Annotated in this window: 18 protein-coding genes, 1 tRNA gene, 1 other RNA gene and 1 pseudogene; 12 read left to right on the forward strand and 9 right to left on the reverse strand. The window is 68.3% G+C overall.

Annotation, left to right across the window (positions count from 1 at the left end; all coding sequences use genetic code 11):
* Nucleotides 1–29 precede the first annotated feature (29 nt).
* On the forward strand, nt 30–1,442 hold the full coding sequence (locus ACY466_RS01115) for an MFS transporter (RefSeq protein WP_463249121.1): 1,413 nt from the start codon (nt 30–32) through the stop codon (nt 1,440–1,442).
* A 60-nt stretch (nt 1,443–1,502) separates the two neighbouring features.
* Here the strand turns inward: ACY466_RS01115 and ACY466_RS01120 are convergent, their stop codons facing one another.
* A complete protein-coding gene (locus tag ACY466_RS01120) occupies nt 1,503–2,417 on the reverse strand; it encodes an alpha/beta fold hydrolase (protein ID WP_463249123.1) in 915 nt (304 codons plus the stop codon).
* 271 nt (nt 2,418–2,688) lie between these two features.
* Between ACY466_RS01120 and ACY466_RS01125 the strand changes: the two genes are divergently transcribed.
* Nucleotides 2,689–3,549 (forward strand): DUF2797 domain-containing protein, encoded by an 861-nt coding sequence (locus ACY466_RS01125; protein ID WP_463249124.1) that lies wholly within the window; start codon nt 2,689–2,691, stop codon nt 3,547–3,549.
* Between the two features lie 79 nt (nt 3,550–3,628).
* Here ACY466_RS01125 and ACY466_RS01130 read toward each other — a convergent pair.
* Nucleotides 3,629–3,713 (reverse strand) — tRNA-Ser (locus ACY466_RS01130).
* Between the two features lie 94 nt (nt 3,714–3,807).
* On the opposite strand from ACY466_RS01130, the gene ffs reads away from it, so the two are divergent.
* From ffs to ACY466_RS01160, 6 genes are all read left to right on the forward strand, one after another.
* Nucleotides 3,808–3,902: signal recognition particle sRNA small type (ffs, locus tag ACY466_RS01135), an RNA gene on the forward strand.
* A gap of 45 nt (nt 3,903–3,947) precedes the next feature.
* Nucleotides 3,948–5,234 (forward strand): aminotransferase class I/II-fold pyridoxal phosphate-dependent enzyme, encoded by a 1,287-nt coding sequence (locus ACY466_RS01140; protein ID WP_463249126.1) that lies wholly within the window; start codon nt 3,948–3,950, stop codon nt 5,232–5,234.
* Nucleotides 5,235–5,366: 132 nt separating this feature from the next.
* On the forward strand, nt 5,367–5,954 hold the full coding sequence (locus ACY466_RS01145) for an HhH-GPD-type base excision DNA repair protein (RefSeq protein ID WP_463249127.1): 588 nt from the start codon (nt 5,367–5,369) through the stop codon (nt 5,952–5,954).
* Nucleotides 5,955–6,011: 57 nt separating this feature from the next.
* Nucleotides 6,012–8,264, forward strand: coding sequence for a DNA polymerase III subunits gamma/tau (locus tag ACY466_RS01150; RefSeq protein WP_463249129.1), 2,253 nt, complete (start codon nt 6,012–6,014; stop codon nt 8,262–8,264).
* A 256-nt stretch (nt 8,265–8,520) separates the two neighbouring features.
* Nucleotides 8,521–9,732, forward strand: a complete 1,212-nt coding sequence (locus tag ACY466_RS01155; RefSeq protein WP_463249131.1) for an acetyl-CoA C-acetyltransferase — start codon at nt 8,521–8,523, stop codon at nt 9,730–9,732.
* A gap of 11 nt (nt 9,733–9,743) precedes the next feature.
* Nucleotides 9,744–11,894 carry a 3-hydroxyacyl-CoA dehydrogenase NAD-binding domain-containing protein gene (locus tag ACY466_RS01160; protein WP_463249133.1) on the forward strand — a complete coding sequence of 717 codons (2,151 nt, stop codon included), beginning with the start codon at nt 9,744–9,746 and terminating at the stop codon, nt 11,892–11,894.
* Nucleotides 11,895–12,005: 111 nt separating this feature from the next.
* Here the strand turns inward: ACY466_RS01160 and ACY466_RS01165 are convergent, their stop codons facing one another.
* The 4 genes and pseudogenes from ACY466_RS01165 to ACY466_RS01180 form a co-directional block, all read right to left on the reverse strand.
* Nucleotides 12,006–13,253: an alpha/beta hydrolase gene (locus tag ACY466_RS01165; protein WP_463249135.1), complete on the reverse strand. Its 1,248-nt coding sequence runs from the start codon at nt 13,251–13,253 to the stop codon at nt 12,006–12,008.
* Nucleotides 13,250–14,800: pseudogene (fadD5, locus tag ACY466_RS01170) on the reverse strand (fatty-acid--CoA ligase FadD5). The gene ACY466_RS01165 and the pseudogene fadD5 overlap by 4 nt, the downstream one beginning before the upstream one ends.
* Before the next feature lie 200 nt (nt 14,801–15,000).
* Nucleotides 15,001–16,317, reverse strand: a complete 1,317-nt coding sequence (locus ACY466_RS01175; RefSeq protein ID WP_463249137.1) for a class I SAM-dependent methyltransferase — start codon at nt 16,315–16,317, stop codon at nt 15,001–15,003.
* The gene (locus ACY466_RS01180; RefSeq protein WP_463249139.1) at nt 16,314–17,687 is read right to left on the reverse strand and encodes an FAD-binding oxidoreductase; all 1,374 of its coding nucleotides are present in this window, start codon (nt 17,685–17,687) and stop codon (nt 16,314–16,316) included. Before ACY466_RS01180 ends, ACY466_RS01175 begins: the two co-directional genes overlap by 4 nt.
* A 244-nt stretch (nt 17,688–17,931) precedes the next feature.
* On the opposite strand from ACY466_RS01180, the gene ACY466_RS01185 reads away from it, so the two are divergent.
* From ACY466_RS01185 to recR, 4 genes are read left to right on the forward strand one after another with little or no spacing between them, the layout of a single operon-like run.
* Nucleotides 17,932–18,366: an SRPBCC family protein gene (locus ACY466_RS01185; protein ID WP_463249141.1), complete on the forward strand. Its 435-nt coding sequence runs from the start codon at nt 17,932–17,934 to the stop codon at nt 18,364–18,366.
* A 1-nt stretch (nt 18,367) separates the two neighbouring features.
* Nucleotides 18,368–18,706, forward strand: coding sequence for a hypothetical protein (locus ACY466_RS01190; RefSeq protein ID WP_463249142.1), 339 nt, complete (start codon nt 18,368–18,370; stop codon nt 18,704–18,706).
* Between the two features lie 38 nt (nt 18,707–18,744).
* Complete coding sequence (locus ACY466_RS01195) at nt 18,745–19,083, forward strand: YbaB/EbfC family nucleoid-associated protein (protein WP_463249144.1); 339 nt, start codon at nt 18,745–18,747, stop codon at nt 19,081–19,083.
* A 7-nt stretch (nt 19,084–19,090) separates the two neighbouring features.
* Nucleotides 19,091–19,702 (forward strand): recombination mediator RecR, encoded by a 612-nt coding sequence (gene recR / locus ACY466_RS01200; protein WP_463249145.1) that lies wholly within the window; start codon nt 19,091–19,093, stop codon nt 19,700–19,702.
* Nucleotides 19,703–19,806: 104 nt separating this feature from the next.
* Here recR and ACY466_RS01205 read toward each other — a convergent pair whose 3' ends face one another.
* The 3 genes from ACY466_RS01205 to ACY466_RS01215 all read right to left on the reverse strand — a co-directional run bounded on the left by ACY466_RS01205 (nt 19,807) and on the right by ACY466_RS01215 (nt 22,355).
* Nucleotides 19,807–20,478, reverse strand: coding sequence for a response regulator (locus ACY466_RS01205; protein ID WP_463249146.1), 672 nt, complete (start codon nt 20,476–20,478; stop codon nt 19,807–19,809).
* A complete protein-coding gene (locus tag ACY466_RS01210; protein ID WP_463249148.1) occupies nt 20,475–22,127 on the reverse strand; it encodes a sensor histidine kinase in 1,653 nt (550 codons plus the stop codon). The genes ACY466_RS01205 and ACY466_RS01210 overlap by 4 nt, the downstream gene beginning before the upstream one ends.
* A 99-nt stretch (nt 22,128–22,226) precedes the next feature.
* Complete coding sequence (locus ACY466_RS01215; protein ID WP_463249150.1) at nt 22,227–22,355, reverse strand: hypothetical protein; 129 nt, start codon at nt 22,353–22,355, stop codon at nt 22,227–22,229.
* Nucleotides 22,356–22,543: the final 188 nt, after the last annotated feature.

Consider the following 22,543-nt stretch of genomic DNA (forward strand, 5'->3'; position numbering starts at 1 on the left):
GACCCACCCGTCGTCTTCGAGGAGCGCACATGTCAGTGACCGATCGGGTGGACCGGGACGACGCCGAACCCGCCGGCTTGCGCAAGGTGGTCGCCGCGTCGATGGCCGGCACGGTGGTCGAATGGTACGAGTTCTTCCTCTACGGAACCGCCGCGACCCTGGTGTTCAGCAAGATCTTCTTCGCCGAGGGAACCAGCGAGCTCGACGCGATTCTGGCGGCCTTCGTGACCTACGCCGTCGGTTTCGTGGCCCGCCCGCTGGGCGGCATCGTCTTCGGGCACTACGGCGACAAGTACGGCCGCAAGAAGCTCCTGCAGTTCAGCCTGGTGCTGGTCGGCTCGGCGACCTTCCTGATGGGATGTCTGCCGACGTTCGGGCAGATCGGCTACTGGGCGCCGGGGTTGCTGGTGACCCTGCGCTTCATCCAGGGCTTCGCCGTGGGCGGCGAATGGGGAGGAGCGGTACTGCTCGTCGCCGAACACAGCCCGAACAAGAGCCGCGGGTTCTGGGCGAGCTGGCCACAGGCCGGCGTGCCCGCCGGAAACCTGCTGGCCACCGTCGTACTGCTGATCCTCACCACGACGCTGTCGGAGGACGACTTCCTCAGCTGGGGTTGGCGTATCGCGTTCTGGCTGTCCGCGGTCATCGTGTTCGTCGGCTACTACATCCGCACCAAGGTCACCGACGCCCCCATCTTCCTGGAGGCGCAGAAGCAGACCGAGGTCATCAAGGCCGCGTCGTACGGGGTGTTCGAGGTGGTCAAGCGGTACCCGCGTGGCGTCTTCACCGCGATGGGCCTGCGGTTCGGCGAGAACGTCATGTACTACCTCGTGGTCACCTTCTCCATCACCTATCTCTCCGTCGAGGTGGGGACGGACACCAGCACGATCCTGTGGTGGATGCTCGGTGCGCACGCCGTGCACTTCGCCGTGATCCCCCTGGTGGGGCGGCTCGCGGACACCGTCGGCCGTCGTCCGGTGTACCTCGGCGGTGCCATCGCCGCGGCGACGTGGGGCTTCTTCGCGTTCCCGATGATGAACAGCGGCCACAACGCTGTCATCATGCTGGCGATCATCATCGGCCTGGTGTTCCACGCGTTCATGTACGCCACGCAGCCGGCGATCATGGCCGAGATGTTCCCGACGCGGATGCGGTACTCCGGTGTCTCGCTCGGCTACCAGGTCACGTCCATCGTGGCGGGGTCGCTGGCGCCCATCATCGCGGTGCGGTTGCTCGACGTCTACGGCTCGTCGGTGCCCATCGCGTGGTATCTCGCAATCGCGGCGTCCGTCACCGTCGTGGCCGTCGTGTTCGCTCGTGAGACGCGGGGACTGGCGCTCGAGACCATCGACATCGCCGACGCGAAGAACCTGGCGACCGAGGCCGAGCTGGCGAAGGTGGGGCTGGCGGACGTCGGGCCGGCGCAGGACCGACGCCGATAGTGCTCCGACGCACGATGCCCCCGACCTGTACGGCCGGGGGCATCGTGCATCGGTGGAGGGTCAGGCGCCGGATTCGGCGATCAATCGGGGCTTGACCTGGTGGGGAGCTGCGCCGCACTCGTCCATGAACTCGTCGAAGACACGATCGAAGCGGTCCGGGTAGTCCAGGTGCGGGAAGTGTCCGCCGCGCGGGAAGATCTCGACCCGGCCACGGGGGAGCTCGGCGCGGGCGTTCTCGGTGTGCGAGTTCGGAATGATCGTGTCGCGCTCGCCCCACACCAGCATGGCGTCGAGCTCGGGGAAGCTCGCGAAGTGCGGGGTGGCGCTGATCGTCTGTCCGCGGAAACCGATGACCGACCGCACGCAGGCGAGGAAGGCGCGCCGGGTGCCCGGATCCTGCACGGACTCGAAGCTGCGCCACGCTTCCTCGGCGCTGGGGCTCATGGGTGAGATTCCGACCTTCGACAGCTGGTCGAGGGCGAGGTCGGTGATACCTCGGACGGTCTTCGAGGCCATCACGGGAAGAACGAACTCGCTGCCGGGCAGTGATGCGGCACGCAGGAGCGGGCTGACCTCGGGTCCGAGCCCGCCGCTGGCGATGAGCACCATGCGCTCGACCAGTTCGGGGAACAGGTACAGCGTCTGCATGGCGATGCCGCCGCCGAGCGAGTGGCCGACGAACGTGGCCGACCCGATGCCCAGTGACTTCAGCAGATCGCGGATGCTCGCGGCGTGCGCGCTGATGGAGTAGTCGCCGCCGGGCTTGTCGGACTCGCCGTGCCCGAACAGGTCGGGCACGATCACGCGGTAGGAGCGTGACAGCGATTCGATCTGCGGTGCCCAGTTGTGGTGCGAACCCAGCAACCCGTGGATGAGCACGACGGTCGGACCGGACCCCACGTCGAGGTACTTCAGATCGTCGCCGTGCAAGACGAGGGTCTGCATCTCCTGTGAAGTGGTGAGTGGTGCTGCCATCGGTGAACCCTTCCGTATGTCTTCTACGTCAGTGTGCCCGCCGAAGCGGGGTCCGACCCTTTTTCGGAGCATGTAATCGGGAACAGCAACGGGGCTCCGGAGGTGTGGGTCACCCGGCGGACCATGACGCGTCACCGCGCACACCGGGGATGTTGGCCCAGTTCACGGCGACGATCGGGATCCGGCCCCGGCTCCGTCTCCCCTCGTGCGGGATACTGCCGGGGTGGGTGTGCTCGTGCGGAATGTCGGCTGGCCGGGCTCGAATCCGGTGATGACCCTCGTCGACGACGCGATCACCACCCTCTCCTTGCGCGGCGCCGCCCTGCGATTCCGGTCCCTCGACGGGCCGGGCGTGCTGTGGTGCACGGGCCGCCGCGACGCCGACAGCGGCCGACCGGTGGCATGTCCGCACGCGGCTCGGGCCACGGCGGGCTCGCGCTGTGCGGCGTGCGTCGCAGCGGATCCGTACCGGTTCGTGCACATCGTCCACCGCCAGGACTTCCTCTCGCGCGGACTCGAAGCGGTTGTACTGCAACCACACTGGCTCTACGTCGCCACCTTCGCCGGCGGGGTGCACAAGGTGGGAACCGCCGCCGACCCCCGAAAATGGGGGCGCCTGACCGAGCAGGGCGCGGTGGTGGGCCGGTACATCGCCCGCGCCGTCGACGGTCGGGTGGTGCGGCACCTCGAGGACGCCATGACCGACACCGCGGGACTGCGCCAGGCCGTGCGAGCCGCGGCGAAAGCGTCGGGCCTGGCGGCGCCGGTGGACCTCGAGGCGCTCGATCGCGACAACGCCGAGATGGCCGCGATCGCCCGCCGGCATCTCGGTGACCTGCAGATTTCCGGGGAATTCTCCGGAGAGGACTTCGCCGTCGTCGACGAACGGTGGGCTCCGCCCGACGGCCGGGCCGCGCTGCTGCGGGGTGCCCGCGCGCCGTATCCGCTGGACGTGGCGACGGGGACGCACGGACTCGAGATCGTCGACTGCGTCGGGAGCGCGGCGATCGCGACGGTGCGGGCGGATCCGGACACCCGGTACGTGGTCGATCTGTCGCGACTGTCCGGGCGGCGCGTCGAACTGGGGGAGTTCGAGACGGAGTTGCCCGCGATGCAGGGGGCGTTGTTCTGAGTTGCAGGGACGCCGGGGCTGGGGACGTCGGGAATGCAGAACGGCCCCCGACCTGCGTGAGGTCGGGGGCCGTTCTCTGCGGAGGATAGGGGATTTGAACCCCTGAGGGCGTTAACCCAACCCGCGTTCCAGGCGAGCGCCATAGGCCACTAGGCGAATCCTCCGTCGGCTACCTTACCGGGGGTACCCCTCATCGGACGAATCGGCCCGATGACCTGGGTGGTTCCGCGCTGCGGCGTCGGTGTGACTAGACTCGTCCACGGATCCCGCGCGGCGCGCATCCTGTGAACTCCCCCAGGGCCGGAAGGCAGCAAGGGTCAACGGGCTCTGCCGGGTGCGCGGGGTCCCCTTAACTCCGCTCAGCACAGAAATCAGCCTCCTCGAAAGGCCCTTTTCGCATGCCTACGCAGACCCAACTCGGACTGATGAATCCCGACGAGCTGGCCGCGGAGCACGAGAAGCGCACCGCCGAGTACGAGGAACTGCGCGGCCGAGGACTCTCGCTCGACCTCACTCGCGGCAAGCCGTCCCCCGAGCAGCTGGATCTGGCCGCAGAGCTGCTGACCCTGCCCGGTGCGGACTTCCGGGACTCCGCGGGCACCGACTGCCGCAACTACGGCGGCCTCGCGGGTCTGCCGGAACTGCGTGCCATCTTCGGTGAACTGCTGAATATCCCCGCGTCGAACCTGCTGGCCGGCGGCAACGCGAGCCTCGAGATGATGCACGACCTCGTCGTCTGGGGTCTGCTGCACGGGTTCGGAGACTCCCCGCGGCCGTGGTCGGCCGAGCCGGTCGTCCGGTTCCTCTGCCCGAGCCCCGGCTACGACCGGCACTTCGCCATCACCGAGTCCCTCGGCATCGAGATGATCCCGGTCGCGATGAACCCGGACGGACCCGACGTCGACGAGGTCGCGCGGCTCGTGTCGTCCGACCCGCAGATCAAGGGCATCTGGTGTGTACCGAACTACGCCAACCCCACCGGCGCGGTGTACTCCGAGGAGGTCGTGCGCCGGTTGGCCACGATGCCGACGGCGGCGCCTGATTTCCGCCTGTTCTGGGACAACGCCTACGCGGTGCATCCGCTGACCGAGGATCTCGCACCGTCGTACGACGTGCTCGGGATAGCGGCGGACGCGGGATTCGCCAACCGCCCGCTGGTGTTCGCGTCGTCGTCGAAGATCACCTTCGCCGGGGCCGGCGTGAGCTTCCTCGGCGGATCGACCGAGAACCTCGACTGGTACCAGGGTCACTTCGGCAAGAAGAGCATCGGTCCGGACAAGTTGAACCAGCTGCGTCACGTGCGCTTCTTCGGCGACGCCGCCGGCGTGCGTGCGCACATGGCCAAGCATCGCGAGATCCTCGCGCCGAAGTTCGCGCTGGTCGGCGAGATCCTCGAGGATCGGCTGGGAGCGGCGAAGGTCGCGTCGTGGACCGAGCCCAAGGGTGGCTACTTCATCAGCCTCGACGTGCTCGACGGGACCGCGGCCCGCACCATCGCGCTGGCCAAGGACGCGGGTATCGCGCTGACCGCGGCGGGATCGGCCTTCCCGTACAAGAAGGATCCGGACGACCGCAACATTCGCCTCGCCCCCAGCTTCCCGTCCACGGACGAGCTGGCCGCGGCGATGGACGGTGTGGCGACGTGCGTGCTGCTCGCGGCGGCGGAGAAGTTGCGCGCGGAGTAGTTCGGCGGTCGGGGATTTCTCCCGCGCGCACCCTGCAGCGCCGCGCGCACCGTGCAGCGTGCGCATGACGCTGGACGGTGCGCGCAAACTCGCCGCGTGATCGCCCCGGTGCGTCGTGGAAGAATTACGCCCATGGCCACGACCCTGAACCTGGTGGGCGACCTCGACGCCGACGCTCTGCTCGCCTCGGACCCCCTCGCCCTGTTGGTCGGCATGCTCCTCGACCAGCAGGTCGCGATGGAATCCGCGTTCGCCGGCCCCAAGAAGTTGGCGGACCGCATGGGTTCGCTCGACGTGCACACCATCGCCGAGATGCCCGAGGATCGGTTCCTCGAGATCTGCTCGACGGCACCCGCTGTGCACCGCTTTCCCGGCTCCATGGGCAAGCGCATCCAGTCGATGTGCACCGCGATCGTGGACCGATGGGACGGGCGCGCCGACGCGATCTGGACCGACGGCGATCCCGACGGCAAGGAAGTGCTGAAGCGGCTCAAGGCACTGCCCGGCTACGGCGACCAGAAAGCGCGAATCTTCCTCGCGCTGTTGGGCAAACAGATGGGCGTCGAACCCGACGGGTGGCGCGACGCGGCCGGCGCCTACGGCGAGGACGGTGCACGTCGATCCATCGCCGACGTGGTCGACGCGGCCACCCTCGGTGAGGTGCGCGAGTTCAAGAAAGCCGCGAAGAAGGCGGCCAAGGAGGCGTCGGGCAAGGCCTGATCGGCGCCGATCAGGCGACGCGTCGGGGTGTCGGTGCGCGCCGGTACTCTTTCCCGCGTGGCCCTGTACCGGAAGTACCGTCCAGCGACGTTCGCGGAAGTGGTCGGGCAAGAGCATGTCACCGAGCCCCTGTCCGTCGCGCTCGACACCAAGCGGATCAACCACGCGTACCTGTTCTCGGGTCCGCGTGGCTGCGGCAAGACGTCGTCGGCGCGCATTTTGGCGCGCTCGCTGAACTGTGTCCAGGGGCCCACGTCGACGCCGTGCGGGGTGTGCAACTCGTGCGTGGCTCTCGCGCCCGGAGGCCCCGGCAATCTGGACGTGATCGAGCTCGACGCCGCGAGCCACGGCGGTGTCGACGACACGCGTGAGCTTCGCGATCGAGCGTTCTACGCCCCGGCCGAATCGCGCTACCGCGTCTTCATCGTGGACGAGGCGCACATGGTGACCACCGCGGGGTTCAACGCGCTGCTCAAGATCGTGGAGGAGCCGCCCGAGCACCTGATCTTCGTCTTCGCGACGACGGAACCGGAGAAGGTGCTGCCGACCATCCGCAGCCGTACGCACCACTACCCGTTCCGGTTGCTGCCGCCCGCCGCGATGCGTGGGCTCATGGAACGGATCTGCGCCGAGGAACACGTCACGGTGCAGGATGCAGTGTTCCCGCTGGTCATCCGCGCGGGTGGCGGATCGCCGCGTGACACCCTCAGCGTGCTCGACCAGTTGCTCGCCGGTGCGGGTGACGAGGGTGTGCAGTACACCCGCGCGCTGATGCTCCTCGGCGTGACCGATGTCGCGCTCATCGACGAGGCGGTGGACGCCCTCGCCGCGCAGGACGGAGCGGCGCTGTTCGGCACCGTCGAGAAGGTGATGGACGCCGGCCACGATCCTCGGCGGTTCGCCGTCGACCTCCTCGAACGGCTCCGGGACCTGATCCTGATGCGAGCCGTACCCGACGCGGGGGAACGCGGGCTCATCGACGCTCCCGCGGATCTGGTGGAGCGCATTCGCGAGCAGGCCGAGCACATCGGGCCGGCGACACTCGCCCGGTACGCCGAGACGGTGCACGCCGGGCTCGGGGAGATGCGGGGCGCCACCGCTCCGCGGTTGCTGCTCGAGGTGATGTGCGCCCGGATGCTGTTGCCCGCTGCGTCCGACGCGGAAAGTGCTGTGCTGCAACGGTTGGAGCGGATCGAGCGTCGTCTGGATGTGACACTGCCCGCCGGTGAGGCCGCCGCGGTGCACGCGCAGCACGTCGCCGAGGACGCGGCGCCGCGTGGTGTCGAAAGCCGTGGTGTCGAGGCGGCGGGGTCGTCTGCGGGGTCGCCGCCGAAGTTCCGACGGCCGAGTGAGCGTGCGGCCGAACCGGCGCCCGCACCGACTGCCGCGCCCGCACCTACACCCCCGGCGGCTTCGGAGCCCACCCCGGTGTCCACACCGGCTCCGGAGCCCGCCTCGGCACCGGCAGAGGAGCCCGCGGTCGAGCCCGCCCCGGCAGCGCCCGCTGCCGACTCCCAGCAGCCGGAACCCCAGCAGCCGGAGCCGTCTCGGCCGGAACCCCAGCCGGAGTCGTCTCGGCCGGAGGAGCCCAGCGCCGACGCCGCGGACTGGCAACCCGAACCCGAGCCGGAACCCGAAGCCCCGGCACCCGCTGCAGCCGAACCCGACGCGGCCGCCCTCCGCGCGGTGTGGACCGAGGTGCGAACCAAGGTGCGCGACCGCAGCCGCACCGTCGAGGTCATGCTGTCCGGGGCCACGGTGCGCTCGGTCGGTGGCGGAACCATCGTGCTCGCCCACGATTCGGCCCCGCTCGCGAAACGTCTGATCGAACCACGGAACGCCGAGGTCATCCGCGATGCGTTGCGTGACGTGTTCGGTGTCGAGTGGGAGGTGACCTGTGAGATCGGCGGCGCCACCGCACCGCCGGCCGCGACCCCGGCGCCCGCACCGGCCGAGCGCCCCAAAGCGGTGGCGCCTCGGTTCTCTCGGCCCAGCCGGTCGGCACCCGACGCCGCTCGTCCGGACAGCCAGCGACCGAAGACCCAGCGCCGGGACAATCAGCCTCCGTCCGACGACATCCCCCCGCCCGCCGAGGAGCCCGACTATCCGGACGACCCGGGTGACGGTGGTTCGGCGTACAGCGGTGCGGCCTACGACGGCCCGCCCCCGCCGGAGAGCCCGGAGGAGCAGGAAGAGCTCATGAAGCAGGCGAAGGAGCCCGTCGATCCGTCGACGCGTCGGGATCCCGACGAGGTTGCGCTCGAACTCCTGCAGAGCGAGCTCGGTGCCACCCCGCTCAAGGACGTCTGAGCCCCAACCGCACACCGCGCAGCAGTCCGCACAGGTCCGGAGCCGTGCGTTCTGCTGGGCGCCGTGCGGATATGCCCCCGCCCCCGTCCCGCGCAGGAGTCCGGACCGCGCGAATTCGGTCATCTTCCGTGCTCGTTTGGGACCTGTCGGGGGTAGGTGAGCTCGCCTAGGGTGACTGCTGTCGAGGTCTGTACCTCGGGGCAGCGGCGCACCGCCGTCGTGCTGCTCGAACACACGTCGGAAGGAACTGTTCGCAGTGACCACAGAGGCATATATCTACGAAGCCATCAGAACCCCGCGAGGCAAGGGCAAGAACGGGTCGTTGCACTCGGTCAAGCCGATCTCGCTGGTGACCGGGTTGATCGACGAGCTCCGTCGTCGTTTCCCCGATCTGGACGAGGACCGCATCTCGGACCTGATCCTCGGCGTCGTCTCGCCCGTCGGTGACCAGGGCGCCGACATCGCGCGCACCGCGGTGCTCGCCGCGAAGATGCCCGACACCGTCGGCGGCTTCCAGCTCAACCGTTTCTGCGCGTCCGGCCTCGAAGCCGTCAACCTCGCCGCGCAGAAGGTGCGCTCCGGCTGGGACGAGCTCGTGGTCGCCGGTGGCGTCGAGTCGATGTCCCGCGTCCCCATGGGCTCCGACGGCGGTGCGTGGGCCATGGACCCGCAGACCAACTACGACACCTACTTCGCCCCGCAGGGCATCGGCGCCGACCTCATCGCCACGATCGAGGGCTTCACCCGCGACGACGTCGACGCGTACGCCGCGCAGTCCCAGGAGCGTGCGGCCGCAGCGTGGTCGGGCGGATACTTCGCCAAGTCCGTCGTGCCGGTGACCGATCAGAACGGTCTGCTCATCCTCGACCAGGACGAGCACATGCGTCCCGGAACCACCGCAGAGTCGCTGGGCAAGCTCAAGCCCGCGTTCGAGGGCATCGCCGCGATGGGTGGATTCGACGACGTCGCGCTGCAGAAGTACCACTGGATCGAGAAGATCGATCACGTCCACACGGGGGGTAACTCCTCTGGCATCGTCGACGGTGCAGCCCTGGTCCTGGTCGGCAGCGAAGACGCCGGCAAGTCGATGGGGATGGCGCCGCGTGCCCGCGTCGTCGCCACCGCCACCAGCGGTGCGGACACCACCATCATGCTCACGGGCCCGACGCCCGCGTCGAAGAAGGTTCTCGCCGCAGCCGGCCTCACGGTCGACGACATCGACCTGTTCGAGCTCAACGAGGCCTTCGCCTCCGTGGTCCTGCGCTTCCAGAAGGATCTGAAGATTCCGGGCGAGAAGCTCAACGTCAACGGCGGAGCCATCGCCATGGGCCACCCCCTCGGCGCCACGGGCGCCATGATCACCGGCACCGTGCTCGACGAGCTCGAGCGCCGCGGCGGCCGCTACGCCCTGATCACCCTGTGCATCGGCGGCGGCATGGGCGTTGCCACCATCATCGAGCGAGTCTGAGGACAGAAGACATGACAGACAACATGATTCAGTGGGATCAGGATGCCGACGGCATCGTCGTACTCACCATGGACGACCCCAACCAGGGCGCCAACACCATGAACCAGCTGTACAAGGACTCGATGGGCGCCACCGTCGACCGGCTCGAGGCCGAGCGCGAGTCCATCACCGGTGTGGTCGTCACCTCCGCGAAGAAGACCTTCTTCGCCGGCGGTGACCTCAACAACATGATCAAGGCCGGACCCGACGACGCCCAGCAGGTGTTCGACGAGGTCCAGGGCGTCAAGGCGCAGCTGCGTCGGCTGGAGACGCTGGGCAAGCCGGTGGTCTCCGCGATCAACGGCGCCGCTCTCGGTGGCGGCCTCGAGATCACCCTCGCCACGCATCACCGCATCGCGCTGAACAACCCGAGCGTGCAGCTCGGACTTCCCGAGGTCTCCCTCGGCCTGCTGCCCGGCGGCGGCGGCGTCACCCGCATCACCCGGCTCCTCGGTATCCAGAACGGCTTCATGTCGGTTCTGAGCCAGGGCACCCGTTTCCGGCCCGAGAAGGCGCTGGAGCTGGGACTCATCCACGAATTGGTCGACACCGCAGAGGAATTGGTGCCCGCCGCCAAGGCGTGGATCAAGGCCAACCCCGAGGGCGGCGTCGCACCGTGGGATGTCAAGGGCTACAAGATCCCCGGCGGCACCCCGTCCAATCCCAAACTGGCGCAGATTCTTCCGGCGTTCCCCTCGAACCTGCGCAAGCAGATCAAGGGCGCCCCGATGCCGGCTCCGCTGGCGATTCTGTCCGCCGCGGTCGAGGGTGCGCAGGTCGACTTCGACAACGCGTCGACCATCGAATCTCGCTACTTCACCACCCTGGTCACCGGTCAGGTCTCGAAGAACATGATCCAGGCGTTCTTCTTCGACCTCCAGGCCATCAACTCCGGGAAGTCCCGTCCCGACGGCTTCGAGAAGACCTCGTTCACCAAGGTCGCGGTTCTCGGCGCCGGCATGATGGGCGCGGGTATCGCCTACGTGTGCGCGAAGGCCGGAATCGACGTCGTACTCAAGGATGTCGCGATCGAGTCGGCGAAGAAGGGCAAGGCGTACTCCGAGGCCATCGAGGCCAAGGCGCTCTCGCGCGGCAAGACCACGCAGGAGAAGTCCGACGCCCTGCTCGCGCGCATCACCCCGTCCGCGGATCCCAAGGACGTCGAGGGCGCCGACCTCGTCATCGAGGCGGTCTTCGAGTCGCAGGACCTGAAGCACAAGGTGTTCCAGGAGATCGAGGACCTCGTCGCACCCGACGCGTTGCTGGGTTCGAACACCTCGACACTGCCCATCACCGGTCTCGCCACCGGTGTGAAGCGTGAAGAGGACTTCATCGGTATCCACTTCTTCTCGCCCGTCGACAAGATGCCGCTGGTCGAGATCATCCGCGGCGACAAGACCTCGGATGCCGCGCTGGCCAAGGCGTTCGACCTCGTGCAGCTGATCAAGAAGACGCCGATCGTGGTCAACGACAGCCGCGGATTCTTCACCTCCCGCGTGATCGGCACCTTCATCAACGAAGCCATCGCGATGCTGGGCGAGGGCGTCGAGCCGTCGACCATCGAGCAGGCCGGACTCCAGGCGGGCTACCCGGCGCCGCCGTTGCAGCTCTCCGACGAGCTGACGCTGACGCTGATGCAGAAGATCCGCAATGAGACCTACGACGCGGTCGTCGCCGCCGGCGGTACGCCGCCGGAGGACCCGGCCGGAGCCGTCATCGACAAGATGGTCGACGAGTTCGATCGTCCGTCGAAGGCCAAGGGCGCGGGCTTCTACGAGTACGCGGACGGCAAGCGCACCGGCCTGTGGTCGGGACTGCGGGACGCGTTCAAGTCCGGGTCTGCGGACATCGCCTTCGACGACCTCAAGGAGCGCATGCTCTTCATCGAGGCGATCGAGACGCAGAAGTGCTTCGACGAGGGTGTCCTGAACACCACCGCCGACGCCAACATCGGATCGATCTTCGGCATCGGCTACCCGGCGTGGACCGGTGGTGTCCACCAGTACATCGTCGGTTACGAGGCCGCGGACGGAACCGTCGGGCAGGCGGCGTTCGTCGCACGGGCCGAGGAGCTGGCGAAGACGTACGGCGAGCGTTTCACTCCGCCGGAGTCGCTGCGCTGACCCAGTCCAGAGCTGACGTGAATCCCGCGTCGGCACAGCTTCCGCGCTGACACACCCGCCCGTGGACCGAGAATTTCGGTCCGCGGGCGGGTGTCGTTGCGATAGGAACGCCTACCGCAGCACGGTCGCCGCGAACTCCAACGCGGCCGGCATCGACGCCTCGAGGGTGCCGATGTGATCCGGCGTCGGGAAGGTCACCAGGTCGTAATCCGTTCCGGAAGCAGTCATCTCGGCGGCGTGCACGGCGGCCAGCGGTGCCGGGACGGCCTGGTCGGCGAAACTCTGGGTGACCAGTAGCGGGCGATCGTAACCGCTCGCCGGGACGTCCTGCATCTGCGCGAGCACGGCGCGCATCTGCGGGTCGTTCAGCGGCCGGGTGAACATGGCGCCGAGCTGGAGGTCGGTGTCCTCCCGGTACTGACGGAAGTCGGTACCGCACAGGGTTTTCGCGGCGGTGATGGCGTCGATCCCGGCCGGGGTCAGGTAGTCCCGGACGTTCAGTTCGGGGCGCTGGTCGTCGAGTCCGGCCAGAAGGTAGGTGACGTAGCCGGTGAGTCCGGAGGGCACGACCGCCGGTATGCCGGGGCCGGCGAGCGCGAACACCGTGTCGAGCTGGGTCGGGGCGGCGATGGGGACGGCGCCGCGGAAGTCCAACTCGGGCAACCGCTCCGAAGCGACGGCCGCGGTGTAGTACGCGGTGTTGCCGCCCTGGGACAACCCCGTGACCATCCACCGATCCGACAGGGTGTCGCCGAGGATCGAGTGTGCGGCGCGCACGATGTCGGCGGCGTTGGCGCCCGCCGCCGGACCGTCGAGGTAGGCGTGGACGCCGGGCGTTCCCATGCCGGCGTAGTCGGTGGCCACGACTGCGTAACCCGCCGCCAGGAACTGTTCCACCGCGGGGCGTTCGAAGATCGTCACACCCGTGGTCGACGGCGCGCACTCGTCGGCGATGCCCGTCGTGCCGTGCGCGTAGGACACCACCGGCCACCCGCCGTCCGGGGTGTCGCCTTCCGGTACGAAGACGACGCCCGTCGATTCCCCGGTGGCCACCGCGGTCCGGAGGGTGGAGTAGCGAAGGAAGATGCTCTCCGCGGCGCCGGCGGGCGCGAGTTCGGCGGCGAGGGGACGGGAATCGGTGACGGTGCCGGGCGCGGTCTCGGCCGCTGCGGTGGGCGGGGCGACCAGCGACGCGGAGAGCAGTGCGGCGCTGACCGCGGCGATGGTGGCGAGTCGACCGAAGGGGGTGCGGATCATCTCGCCATTCCACCATCCGGGGATTGCCCGCTGCCGAACATCGGCGGACGTGTCGTCGCTCGACTCGTGCCCACGCGCCAGGAGTCGCTCCGGTCCGGTCACGACGCCGGTTGTCGTAGAGCTACCTTGACCACCTTGCCGCTCGCATTCCGAGGAAGTGCGTCGACGACCACGAGATCCTTCGGGTGCTTGTAGCGCGCGAGGTGATCGTCCAACCACCCCGTCAGCTCGGCGAGGGTGAGGTTCGTGGCGGAATCCGCCAACGCGACGACGGCGACGGGTACCTCGCCCCAACGGTCGTCCGGTCGGCCGACGACGGCGGCTTCGAGGACCTTCGGGTGGGAGAACAGCACGTTCTCGATCTCGGCGCAGTAGATGTTCTCGCCGCCCGAGATGATCATGTCCTTCTTGCGATCGACGACGAAGACGAAACCCTCGTCGTCCTGGCGCACCAGGTCGCCCGAGTGGAACCAGCCGCCGTGGAACGCATCCGCGGTGGCAGCGGGGTTCTGCCAGTACTCGAGCATGAGGGTGGGCCCGCGGTAGACGATCTCGCCGATCTCACCGCGCACCACGTCGTTCATCTCGTCGTCGACCACCCGTGCGGCGATGGTGGGGATGACCCGACCGACGGACCCGATCTTGCGCAGGGCGTCCTCCCCGTCGAGCACGCAGGTGATGGGCGACATCTCGGTCTGGCCGAACACCGCCACGTTCAGGGCGTCGGGAAAGGTGTCGGACATCGCCCGCAGCACGGTGTCCGACGCCGGTGCGGCGCCTCACGAGATGACCCGCAGCGCCAGCGATCTGGGTGCGCGGGCCTGCTCGGCGCACACCGCCTGCCACTGCACGGGGACGAGGAACAGGGTGGTGACTCGCTCGCGTTCGAGGACGTCCAGCAGTGCGGCCGGATCGAACGCGCCCACCGGATGGATCACGGTCGGAACGCCCAGCAGCAAGCTGGGCGCCAGGCTGCCCAGCGCGGCGATGTGGAACATCGGGGAAGCGCAGAACCCGATCTCGTCGACCCCGTGCATCTGGAGCGCGCGGATGCAGGTCAGGGCCTGCGCCTGCATGTTCGCGTGCGAGAGCACCGCACCCTTGGGCCGACCCGTGGTGCCCGAGGTGTACATGATCAGCGCCGGGGTGTCGTCGGGAACGTCGACCCGCGGGGCGTCGGCGTTCTCCGCCAGCAGCGCGTCGTACGTGTCGTTCTCGCCGCCCGCCACCACCGGTTCGCTCATCGAATCGATCTGTGCCGCAACGGTGGTGGCGAGGACCTTGAGTGCGGCGTCCGTGATGAGCAGCGACGCACCGCTGTTCTCGGCCAGGTAGACGACCTCGGGTGGGGTCATCCGGAAGTTCACCGGCACGGCGATGGCGCCGAGCGCGTTGATCGCCAGTACGGATTCGAGATACTCGGGCCGATTGAGCATGAGGACGAGGACGCGATCACCGGGGCCGACGCCGCGCCGACCCAGCGCCCCGGCCAGCCGATCGGTGCGGTCGGCGAGCTCGTGCCAGGTGGTGGTCGTTCCGAGGAAGCGCAGCGCGGTCCCCTGTGGATTCATCGCGGCGTGTCGGCGGACCTGGTTGTTCCAGTTGCTGCGTCTCGCGTGGTCGAGCCGGTGTAGGTCGCTCTCCGCCATGGCCGGGGTCCTCTCTCGGTGGGCACGGCCCGCGGATCACACCGTGTGGCTCGATCGGGTGTTGTCAGGGTCACACACCGAGGTCCGGCCCACAAGATCGGCGAATGGATCCGCACCGGTTTCCTCGAAGGCGCACCGGCTGCACCATGGTGCAGGGGGTGCGCACCGCGGGAACCGGTGCGAATCGAGGTCGAGCGGCGTTACCCGTCCCACCACGGACGCAGCGGGACCCCGGCGCTGTGGTTCGCGTCGAGCTTGACCGCGAGCACCTGGTGGAGTTGCACGACGTTGCGTTCGAATCCCAGCCGGGATCCCGCCATGTACACGCCCCACACCCGAGCCGTTCCCTCGCCGACCTCCTCGACGCACGCGTCCCAGTTCTCCACGAGGTTGCGGCCCCAGTCGCGGAGGGTGAGGGCGTAGTGCTCGCGGAGGTTCTCCTCGTGCCGCACCTCGAGGCCCACGTCCTGGATCTCGGAGATGATGCGACCGGAACCGGCGAGTTCGCCGTCCGGAAAGACGTAGCGATCGATGAATCCGCCTGCGCGCGTGGCGCCGCGGTTGTCGGGCCGGGTGATGCAGTGGTTGAGCAGGCGTCCGCCGGGACTCAGCTTGCCCTTGATGAACTGGAAATACGCCGGGTACTGTGCGACGCCGATGTGCTCGGTGAGACCGATCGAGGAGACGGCGTCGAAGTTCGATTCGGTGATGTCGCGGTAGTCGCTGTGCCGCACCTGCGCGAAGTCGGACAGACCGTCCGCGGCGATCGCGGCCTGCGCCCACTCGGCCTGCTCCGCGGAGAGCGTCGCGCCGATCACGTGGACGCCGCGGCGGGCGGCGTACCGCACCATCGAGCCCCACCCGCAGCCGATGTCGAGCAGGCGGTCCCCGGCCTTCAGCCCGAGCTTGTCGAACACCAGGCGGTACTTGTTCTCCTGCGCGGCGTCCAACGACTGGTCCGCGCTCTGATACGCCGCACACGTGTAGGTCATCGAGGTGCCCAGGACGTGCTCGTAGAAGGTGTTCGAGACGTCGTAGTGGTGGTGGATGCTGTCGGCATCGCGAGTCTTGGAGTGCCGCAGTCCTTCCGCGATCCGCCTCCAACGTGGCAACGATTCCTGCGGTGGCGGGGCGATGGGCCGCAGCAGTTCCCAGCCGAGGGAGCGGGTGACGGCCGCCAGCGTCTTGGCCGTCGGGCGCCGGAAGTGCAGTTGATCGCCGAGCAGCTTCAGCGCCTCGTACGGATCGCCGGGATGAACACCCTCGATCTCGAGGTCGCCGGAGACGTACGCGCGGGCCATGCCGAGGTCACCCGGGGCCGTGGCCAGGTAGGTGGCCCCACGCGGGGAGGTCAACCGGAGACCGTAGGGCGAATCGACGGCGCCGCCGGTGCTGCCGTCGTAGGCCGAGAACCGTACGGGCAGATCACCTTCGGTGAACTCCCGCAGGATCTCGGCGAGGGTGAGTTTCGGTTGGCCGGTGCCCCGGTGGTCGCGCTGTTCCTTGAATGTCGTCATTTACGGTGTACCGCCTTCGAATACAGATCGAGCAAACGTGAATCGGGGTCGTACTTCTTCTTGATCCGGCGGTAGTGGTCACCGCCGTAGAGCGTGTCGAACTCGGTCTCGCCGTAGAACGAATCCGAGTACAGGGATTTGTGACCGTCGAGTTCGGTCACCTTCGCCTCGATGCGCCGGTTCGCCGCACCGTCGGGCTCGCCGTCGACCACCGGGACCAAGGACCAGAAACCGACGTTGACGTACGTCCGATGCGGTTCGAGCGGGTAGAGCGGCCACTGCCGCCCACCGACGTCGGCGTCGGTGCGCGAGGTCTCACGAAGTCGCAACGGACACAACCAGATCGGTTCGATCGGAATCTCGTCGAGGAACCATTCGACGAACGCGGCCGTCTTTTCGATGGGGACCTCGATGTCCTGCACCACCCGCTCGCGAATCGGGTTGCCCTTGCGTCGTTCCAGGAAATCGGCGATGCCGTACTTCTGGTCCAGGCCGATCAACTTCCAGTAGAAACTGCTGCGCCGGTACTTCTTCGGCCACAGGCGTCGGATACGGGGGTTCTGGGCACCGAACGCACGCGAGCACCAGAACCAGTCGGTGTCCCACCGCCACAGGTAGTCCCGGATGGTGAGGCGGTCCGTCTTCGGGGTCGCGTCGTCGTGCTGGAGCGATCGGTAGTAGATCCGGGTGTCGGTGTAGTCGCTCACCGGCCCGGGCTCGTCGGTCTGCCGGCCGAGGGTCAGGTAGGACTCGTCGCGGGAGAACACGACCCCGTCGAGATAGTCGACCGTCTCCCCGTCGTACTCGCGTTCGGTGACCACGGTGTCCATGACCGACTGCAGCGTCGCGACGTCGTGGAACCGCACGTGCCGCAGCGCCACGAAGGGCAGCACCGGTTCGAGCTCGATGCGCAGGCGGGTCGAGTAGCCGAGCGTTCCGTAGGAGTTGGGAAAAGCGTGGAAGAGATCGGCGTATGCGTTGTCGGCGGTGGCGGTCACCACGTCGCCGGGCCCGGTGAGGACGTCGACCTCGATCACGGACTCGTGGGGAAGACCGTTGCGGAAGGACGACGACTCGATCCCGAGCCCGGTCACGGCGCCGCCGAGGGTGATGGTCTTGAGTTGCGGCACCACCAGGGGCGCGAGGCCGTGGGGGAGGGTCGCGTCGACCAGGTCCTCGTAGGTGCACATGCCCGCCACGTCGGCGGTGCCGGCGCTCGGATCGACCGCCAGAACGCCCTGGAGCCCGGACACGTCGAGGCCGGGTGCGGAGTTCTTCGGTCGCGCCCGGAAGAGGTTCGAGGTCTTCTTGGCCAACCGGACCGTCGCGCCCGGCGGAATGGCGCGGTAACTGTGGAGCAACCGGCTCACGCCCTGGTCATAGGCGTTTCGTCCGGTTCCGGCGGAGCTGGTCGTACTGGTGGTCGGGTCGAACGTCCAAGACACGCCAGTACCGTACGTCCGGTCCGTTCGGGCGGCCACCGGTGACGGCCGGGGACGGCAATTCTTCACCCGATCGTTAGGGCCCGGTCCCCTCCGCACGTGGTCGATGCGCGCGTCGATGAAAGACTCGACGTCACCCATCGTTCACCGTTCGAAGAGGAGCATCTCTCTCATGGCCCAGGTCAGTGCCAGCAGTAGCCACACCACGAGTGCAGCGCCGGACAAGGTCCTGGCCGCGTTGACCGATTACGAGACCGTTCGCCCGCGCATCCTGCCCGAGCAGTTCCGCGACTTCACCGTCGTCGAGGGGGGACAGGGCAACGGAACGGTCGCGCGGTGGACCCTGCAGGCCACGTCCAAGCGCTCGCGTGACGTCCTCGCCACCGTGACCGTCGCGGGGTCGACGATCACCGAGCGCGACGCCAACTCGTCCATGGTCACCACCTACACGGTGGCGCCGGACGGCAGCGGATCGACCGTCACCACCACCACGGAGTGGACGGGTGCGGGCGGTATCGGGGGATTCTTCGAGAAGACCTTCGCCCCGCTCGGTCTGAAGAAGATCCAGGCGCAGGTGCTGCAGAACCTCTCCCGCCAGGTCGAATGACGTGAGCGACGACGGCCCGGAGCGCACCGACGACGGTCGGTACATCGTGGTGAAGGGCCGTCGGTGGCGCGCGACCGACCCGGCGATCCCCGAGGACCGTCAGGCCGAACTGCGCTCGATTCTCATGGCGTGGCGGCGGGACGTGCGCCGTACCTCGGGGGCGCCCGAATCCCGTGCCGGCGTGCAGGCCGCGAAGGTGGCCCTCGGGGAGCGCGGGACACCCTGGTGGGAGCAGAGCGACGACGAGCGCCGCGCCCGGTGGGAAGCGGACGTCCCCCGCCCCCCGTCCCGCGGTCCCGAGGACCCGGCGCCGACCACCCCCGACACGGCCGACGACTAGGCTGATCGGACACCCCACGACCGAGAGGACCCATCGACGTGCAACCCGGTGAGCAGCCCGATATGTCCCAGCTTCTGCAGCAGGCGCAGCAGATGCAGCAGCAGTTGATGGCCGCCCAGGCCGAGATCGCGGCGACCGAGGTGACCGGTCAGGCCGGTGGCGGCCTCGTCGTGGCGACGGTCAAGGGAAGTGGCGAGGTCGTTTCGCTGACGATCGACCCCAAGGTCGTCGATCCCGATGACGTGGAGACCCTGCAGGATCTGGTCATCGGCGCCATCGCCGACGCGTCCACGGCCGCGGCCGAGGTGGCGTCCCAGAAGCTCGGTCCGCTCGCCGGACTCGGCGGCGGCGGTATGCCGGGCCTGCCCGGCTTCTGACCGACACGTGTACGAGGGACCGGTCCAGGATCTGATCGACGAGCTCGGCAAGCTGCCGGGAGTCGGTCCGAAGAGCGCGCAGCGCATCGCCTTTCACCTCCTCGGTGTCGAGGCGCCGGACATCGACCGGCTCCAGAAGGCGCTGCAGCGGGTACGGGACGGTGTGCAGTTCTGCATCGTCTGCGGCACGGTGTCCGACAAGGAGATGTGCCGCATCTGCGCCGATCCCCGCCGTGATCGCACGATGATCTGCGTGGTCGAGGAGCCCAAGGACGTTCAGGCCGTGGAACGGACGCGGGAGTTCAAGGGGCGCTACCACGTCCTCGGGGGCTCTCTCGATCCACTCAGTGGCGTCGGCCCGGACCAGCTCCGTATCCGAGAGCTGTTGACGCGCATCGGCAATCAGGAGGACGGCGTCGATGTCGCGGAGGTGATCATCGCGACCGATCCCAACACCGAGGGCGAGGCGACGGCGACGTATCTACTGCGCATGTTGCGCGGATTCCCCGGCCTGACCGTGACGCGGCTGGCGTCGGGTCTGCCGATGGGCGGTGATCTCGAGTTCGCGGACGAACTCACGCTGGGCCGAGCGCTCTCGGGCCGGAACGCGATGCGTTGAGCAGGTGCCGCGCTGCGGCGTGCACGACCGTCCGATTTCGGCCCGGATCGACGGTTTTCCGTCGATGAGAGCCGAAATCGGATCATGGTGCACGTTCGGCGAACTCACCGCCGCAACTTGTACAACCGTTCCGGCCGCCCGACGTTGCCGTAGTCGAGCGTCACGATGGCCCGGTTCACTTCGCTGAGGTACTCCAGATAACGGCGGGCACTCGACCGCGACATGCCCGTGGCCTCGGCCATCGCGCTTGCCGACACCTCGTCCGTGTGCGCCCTCAACTGCCGCTCCACCATGCTCAGCGTCTCGGCGCTCAGGCCCTTCGGCAGCCGATTCGGGGAGCCGGGAACCCCGAAGGCCTTGTCGACGGCGTCCTGTTCGGCCTGCTCCACCTCCGACAGCGAGTGCCGGGAGTGCCGGTAGTGCTCGAGCCGTTCCTGCAGGGCCGCGAACCGGAACGGCTTGATCAGGTAGTGCACCGCCCCGGAGCGCAGCGCCTTCTGCACCGAGTCCGCCTCGCGTTCGCTGGTGATCACCAGAACATCGATGTCCGGGGCCAGCTCACGGAACGGTGCGATGAGGTCGAGTCCGGTCGTGCCCGGCAGGTGTACGTCGAGAAGCACCAGGTCGGGGGCGGTTTCGGCGACCAACTGCAGGGCCCGATCCGGAGAGTGCGCGACGCCGCAGACCTCGAACCCGTCGATCTTGGCCACGAATCCGGTGTGGACGCGGGCCACCATCGCGTCGTCGTCGACCACCAGCACCTTGATCACGCTCATGTCGCACTCCCCCCGGCCGTGTTCACTCGGGCGGTGAACACCGTCCACCGACGGTCGCCGACGGTGGCTTCGTCCACCGATACTTCACCACCGCGGCGTCGGCACACCACCCTCACCAGCGCCAGGCCGAATCCGTGGCCGTCCTGCGTCGTCCCCTTCGTGCTCCATCCCTGCTCGAACACGCGCTCCCGATCCTCCGGATCGATACCGGGCCCGTTGTCGGCCACCTCGATCACCGTGCCCGACGCGTCGTCGTCGGGACCGATCCGGACGCGGATGCGGGGGTCGCCCACACCGCGTTCGAGCAGCGCGTCCACGGCGTTGTCGAGCAGGTTGCCCACCACGGTGCACAGGTCGCGCGAGACCTCGTCGCTGGTGCGCGGCAGTGCGGAGCGCTTGTCCAGGTCCACGATCACCGACCGTGCGGCGGCGGCGCCGATCTTGGCGATGAGCAGCGCCGCGACCCCCAGGTCGTCGATACGGTCGGTCACGGTGGACGTCAGTCGTCCGCGGTGCTCGGTGATGCCGTCGACGTAGCGTTCCACCTCCTCGTACTCGCCGAGCTGGACGAGACCGGAGATGGTGTGCAGTTGGTTGTCGAACTCGTGGATGTGCTCGCGCAGTGCGGTCGAACTGGTGCGACTCATGTCGAGTTTGCTCTCGACCTCGCTGAGCTCCGTCCGATCCCGGAACGTGGTCACCGTCGCCACGACCGATCCGCCCGCCTCGATGGGCACGGTGTTGAACACCAGGATGCGATCGCCGGTGAGCACCAGCTGGTCCTTGTCGGCCTCGGGACTGCGCAGCACGGTGAGGACCCGGTCGTCGAGTCCCAGCTCGGTCACGGGCCTGCCGACGCTGGTGTCGTCGAGCCCGAGCATCTCGTGGGCGCTGCGACTGGTGAGCAGAACCCGGCCCGACGGGTCCAGGGCGATCACCGCCTCCTCCAGCCCCTCGAGCATCGCCTGGCGTTGCCGCACCAGATCGACGATCTCGCGGGCCTCCATGCCCATCGTCTGCCGCTTGACGCGTCGGGCCAGCAGGACGGAGCCGGCGGCGCCGAGCACGGTGGCGACGGCGAGGTAGACGACGAGATCCGGTGCGGCCTGGGCCAATCGAGCCCAGATGGAGGGGTAGTCACGGCCCACGATCGCCACGCCGACGACGGCGCCCTCGGCGTCGATCACCGGCACGTGAGACTGCACCGAGTCCGACGGCGCGGGCCCGGGATCTTCTGCGCCCGTGGCCAGCCCCGTCCAGGACCGCCCCTCGCGCGCGCCGGCGCCTTCCGGTGACGACGGGAGTCCGATGCGATCCGGATCGGTGGAGACGACGATGATGCCGGCGGGGTCCGTCAGGTGGGCGTAGTCGAGGGCGGAGAGGGCCAGGAGAGAATCGAGCGCGCCCTGCAACCCCGAGTCGAGGCGGGGGAGAGCGGACGGAAGTATCTGCCGCACCGTCGGATTCGCGGCCAGGCTCTCGGCGGCGGACTGGACGCGGAGGCCCTGCTCACGTTGGAACGTCGCCGACGATTGGGCGAGGGACAGGCCGCTGACGACCACCAGCACCGCGACCACGATGAGCAGTTGCAGCGCGAGAAGTTGGGTCGACAGCGTGGGTCGGCGGCCGAGCATCGCCGATCGTCGCATGCGAGAACCGTACCGGTGCGGCGGCCGATCGGGTGCCGAACAGCGGCCGGGTGGTGACCGCCGTTGCGGTCACCACCCGGCCGGATGTCGGTTCGTGGACTAGCTGGAGCCGCCGCTGCTGCCGGCTTCGAGCAGATCGCCGAGCAGTCCGCCGACGAACGCGGTGAACGCTTCGCTGATCACGTCGCCCAGGCCTGAGGTGATGCCTTCGAGAATTGCTTCGAGCATTCGAAACTCCCTTGTCACGAAACACCGAGTACGTCGCGGATGCGTCCGTACCAACCAGGTCCGGTGATTCGGACCAAGCAGACGAACCATAACCAGCGCGCCGTTACGCCTCCACCCGAAATGGCATAAAAGTCGAAAGAATGGTCAATGGCGGCGGGATCGGGTCCGAAGCCGGGTACGCGCGACGT

The organism is Rhodococcus sp. K11/5, assembly GCF_055193735.1.

What these genes read in the sequence shown, in the direction of transcription:
- ACY466_RS01145 (WP_463249127.1), top strand. Translation starts at nt 5,367, where the DNA reads ATGGCCACGACCCTGAACCTGGTGGGCGACCTCGACGCCGACGCTCTG.
- ACY466_RS01175 (WP_463249137.1), bottom strand. Translation starts at nt 16,317, where the DNA reads ATGACGACATTCAAGGAACAGCGCGACCACCGGGGCACCGGCCAACCG.
- ACY466_RS01210 (WP_463249148.1), bottom strand. Translation starts at nt 22,127, where the DNA reads ATGCGACGATCGGCGATGCTCGGCCGCCGACCCACGCTGTCGACCCAA.
- ACY466_RS01125 (WP_463249124.1), top strand. Translation starts at nt 2,689, where the DNA reads ATGACCCTCGTCGACGACGCGATCACCACCCTCTCCTTGCGCGGCGCC.
- ACY466_RS01120 (WP_463249123.1), bottom strand. Translation starts at nt 2,417, where the DNA reads ATGGCAGCACCACTCACCACTTCACAGGAGATGCAGACCCTCGTCTTG.
- ACY466_RS01185 (WP_463249141.1), top strand. Translation starts at nt 17,932, where the DNA reads ATGGCCCAGGTCAGTGCCAGCAGTAGCCACACCACGAGTGCAGCGCCG.
- ACY466_RS01140 (WP_463249126.1), top strand. Translation starts at nt 3,948, where the DNA reads ATGCCTACGCAGACCCAACTCGGACTGATGAATCCCGACGAGCTGGCC.
- ACY466_RS01205 (WP_463249146.1), bottom strand. Translation starts at nt 20,478, where the DNA reads ATGAGCGTGATCAAGGTGCTGGTGGTCGACGACGACGCGATGGTGGCC.
- ACY466_RS01215 (WP_463249150.1), bottom strand. Translation starts at nt 22,355, where the DNA reads ATGCTCGAAGCAATTCTCGAAGGCATCACCTCAGGCCTGGGCGACGTG.
- ACY466_RS01160 (WP_463249133.1), top strand. Translation starts at nt 9,744, where the DNA reads ATGACAGACAACATGATTCAGTGGGATCAGGATGCCGACGGCATCGTC.
- ACY466_RS01115 (WP_463249121.1), top strand. Translation starts at nt 30, where the DNA reads ATGTCAGTGACCGATCGGGTGGACCGGGACGACGCCGAACCCGCCGGC.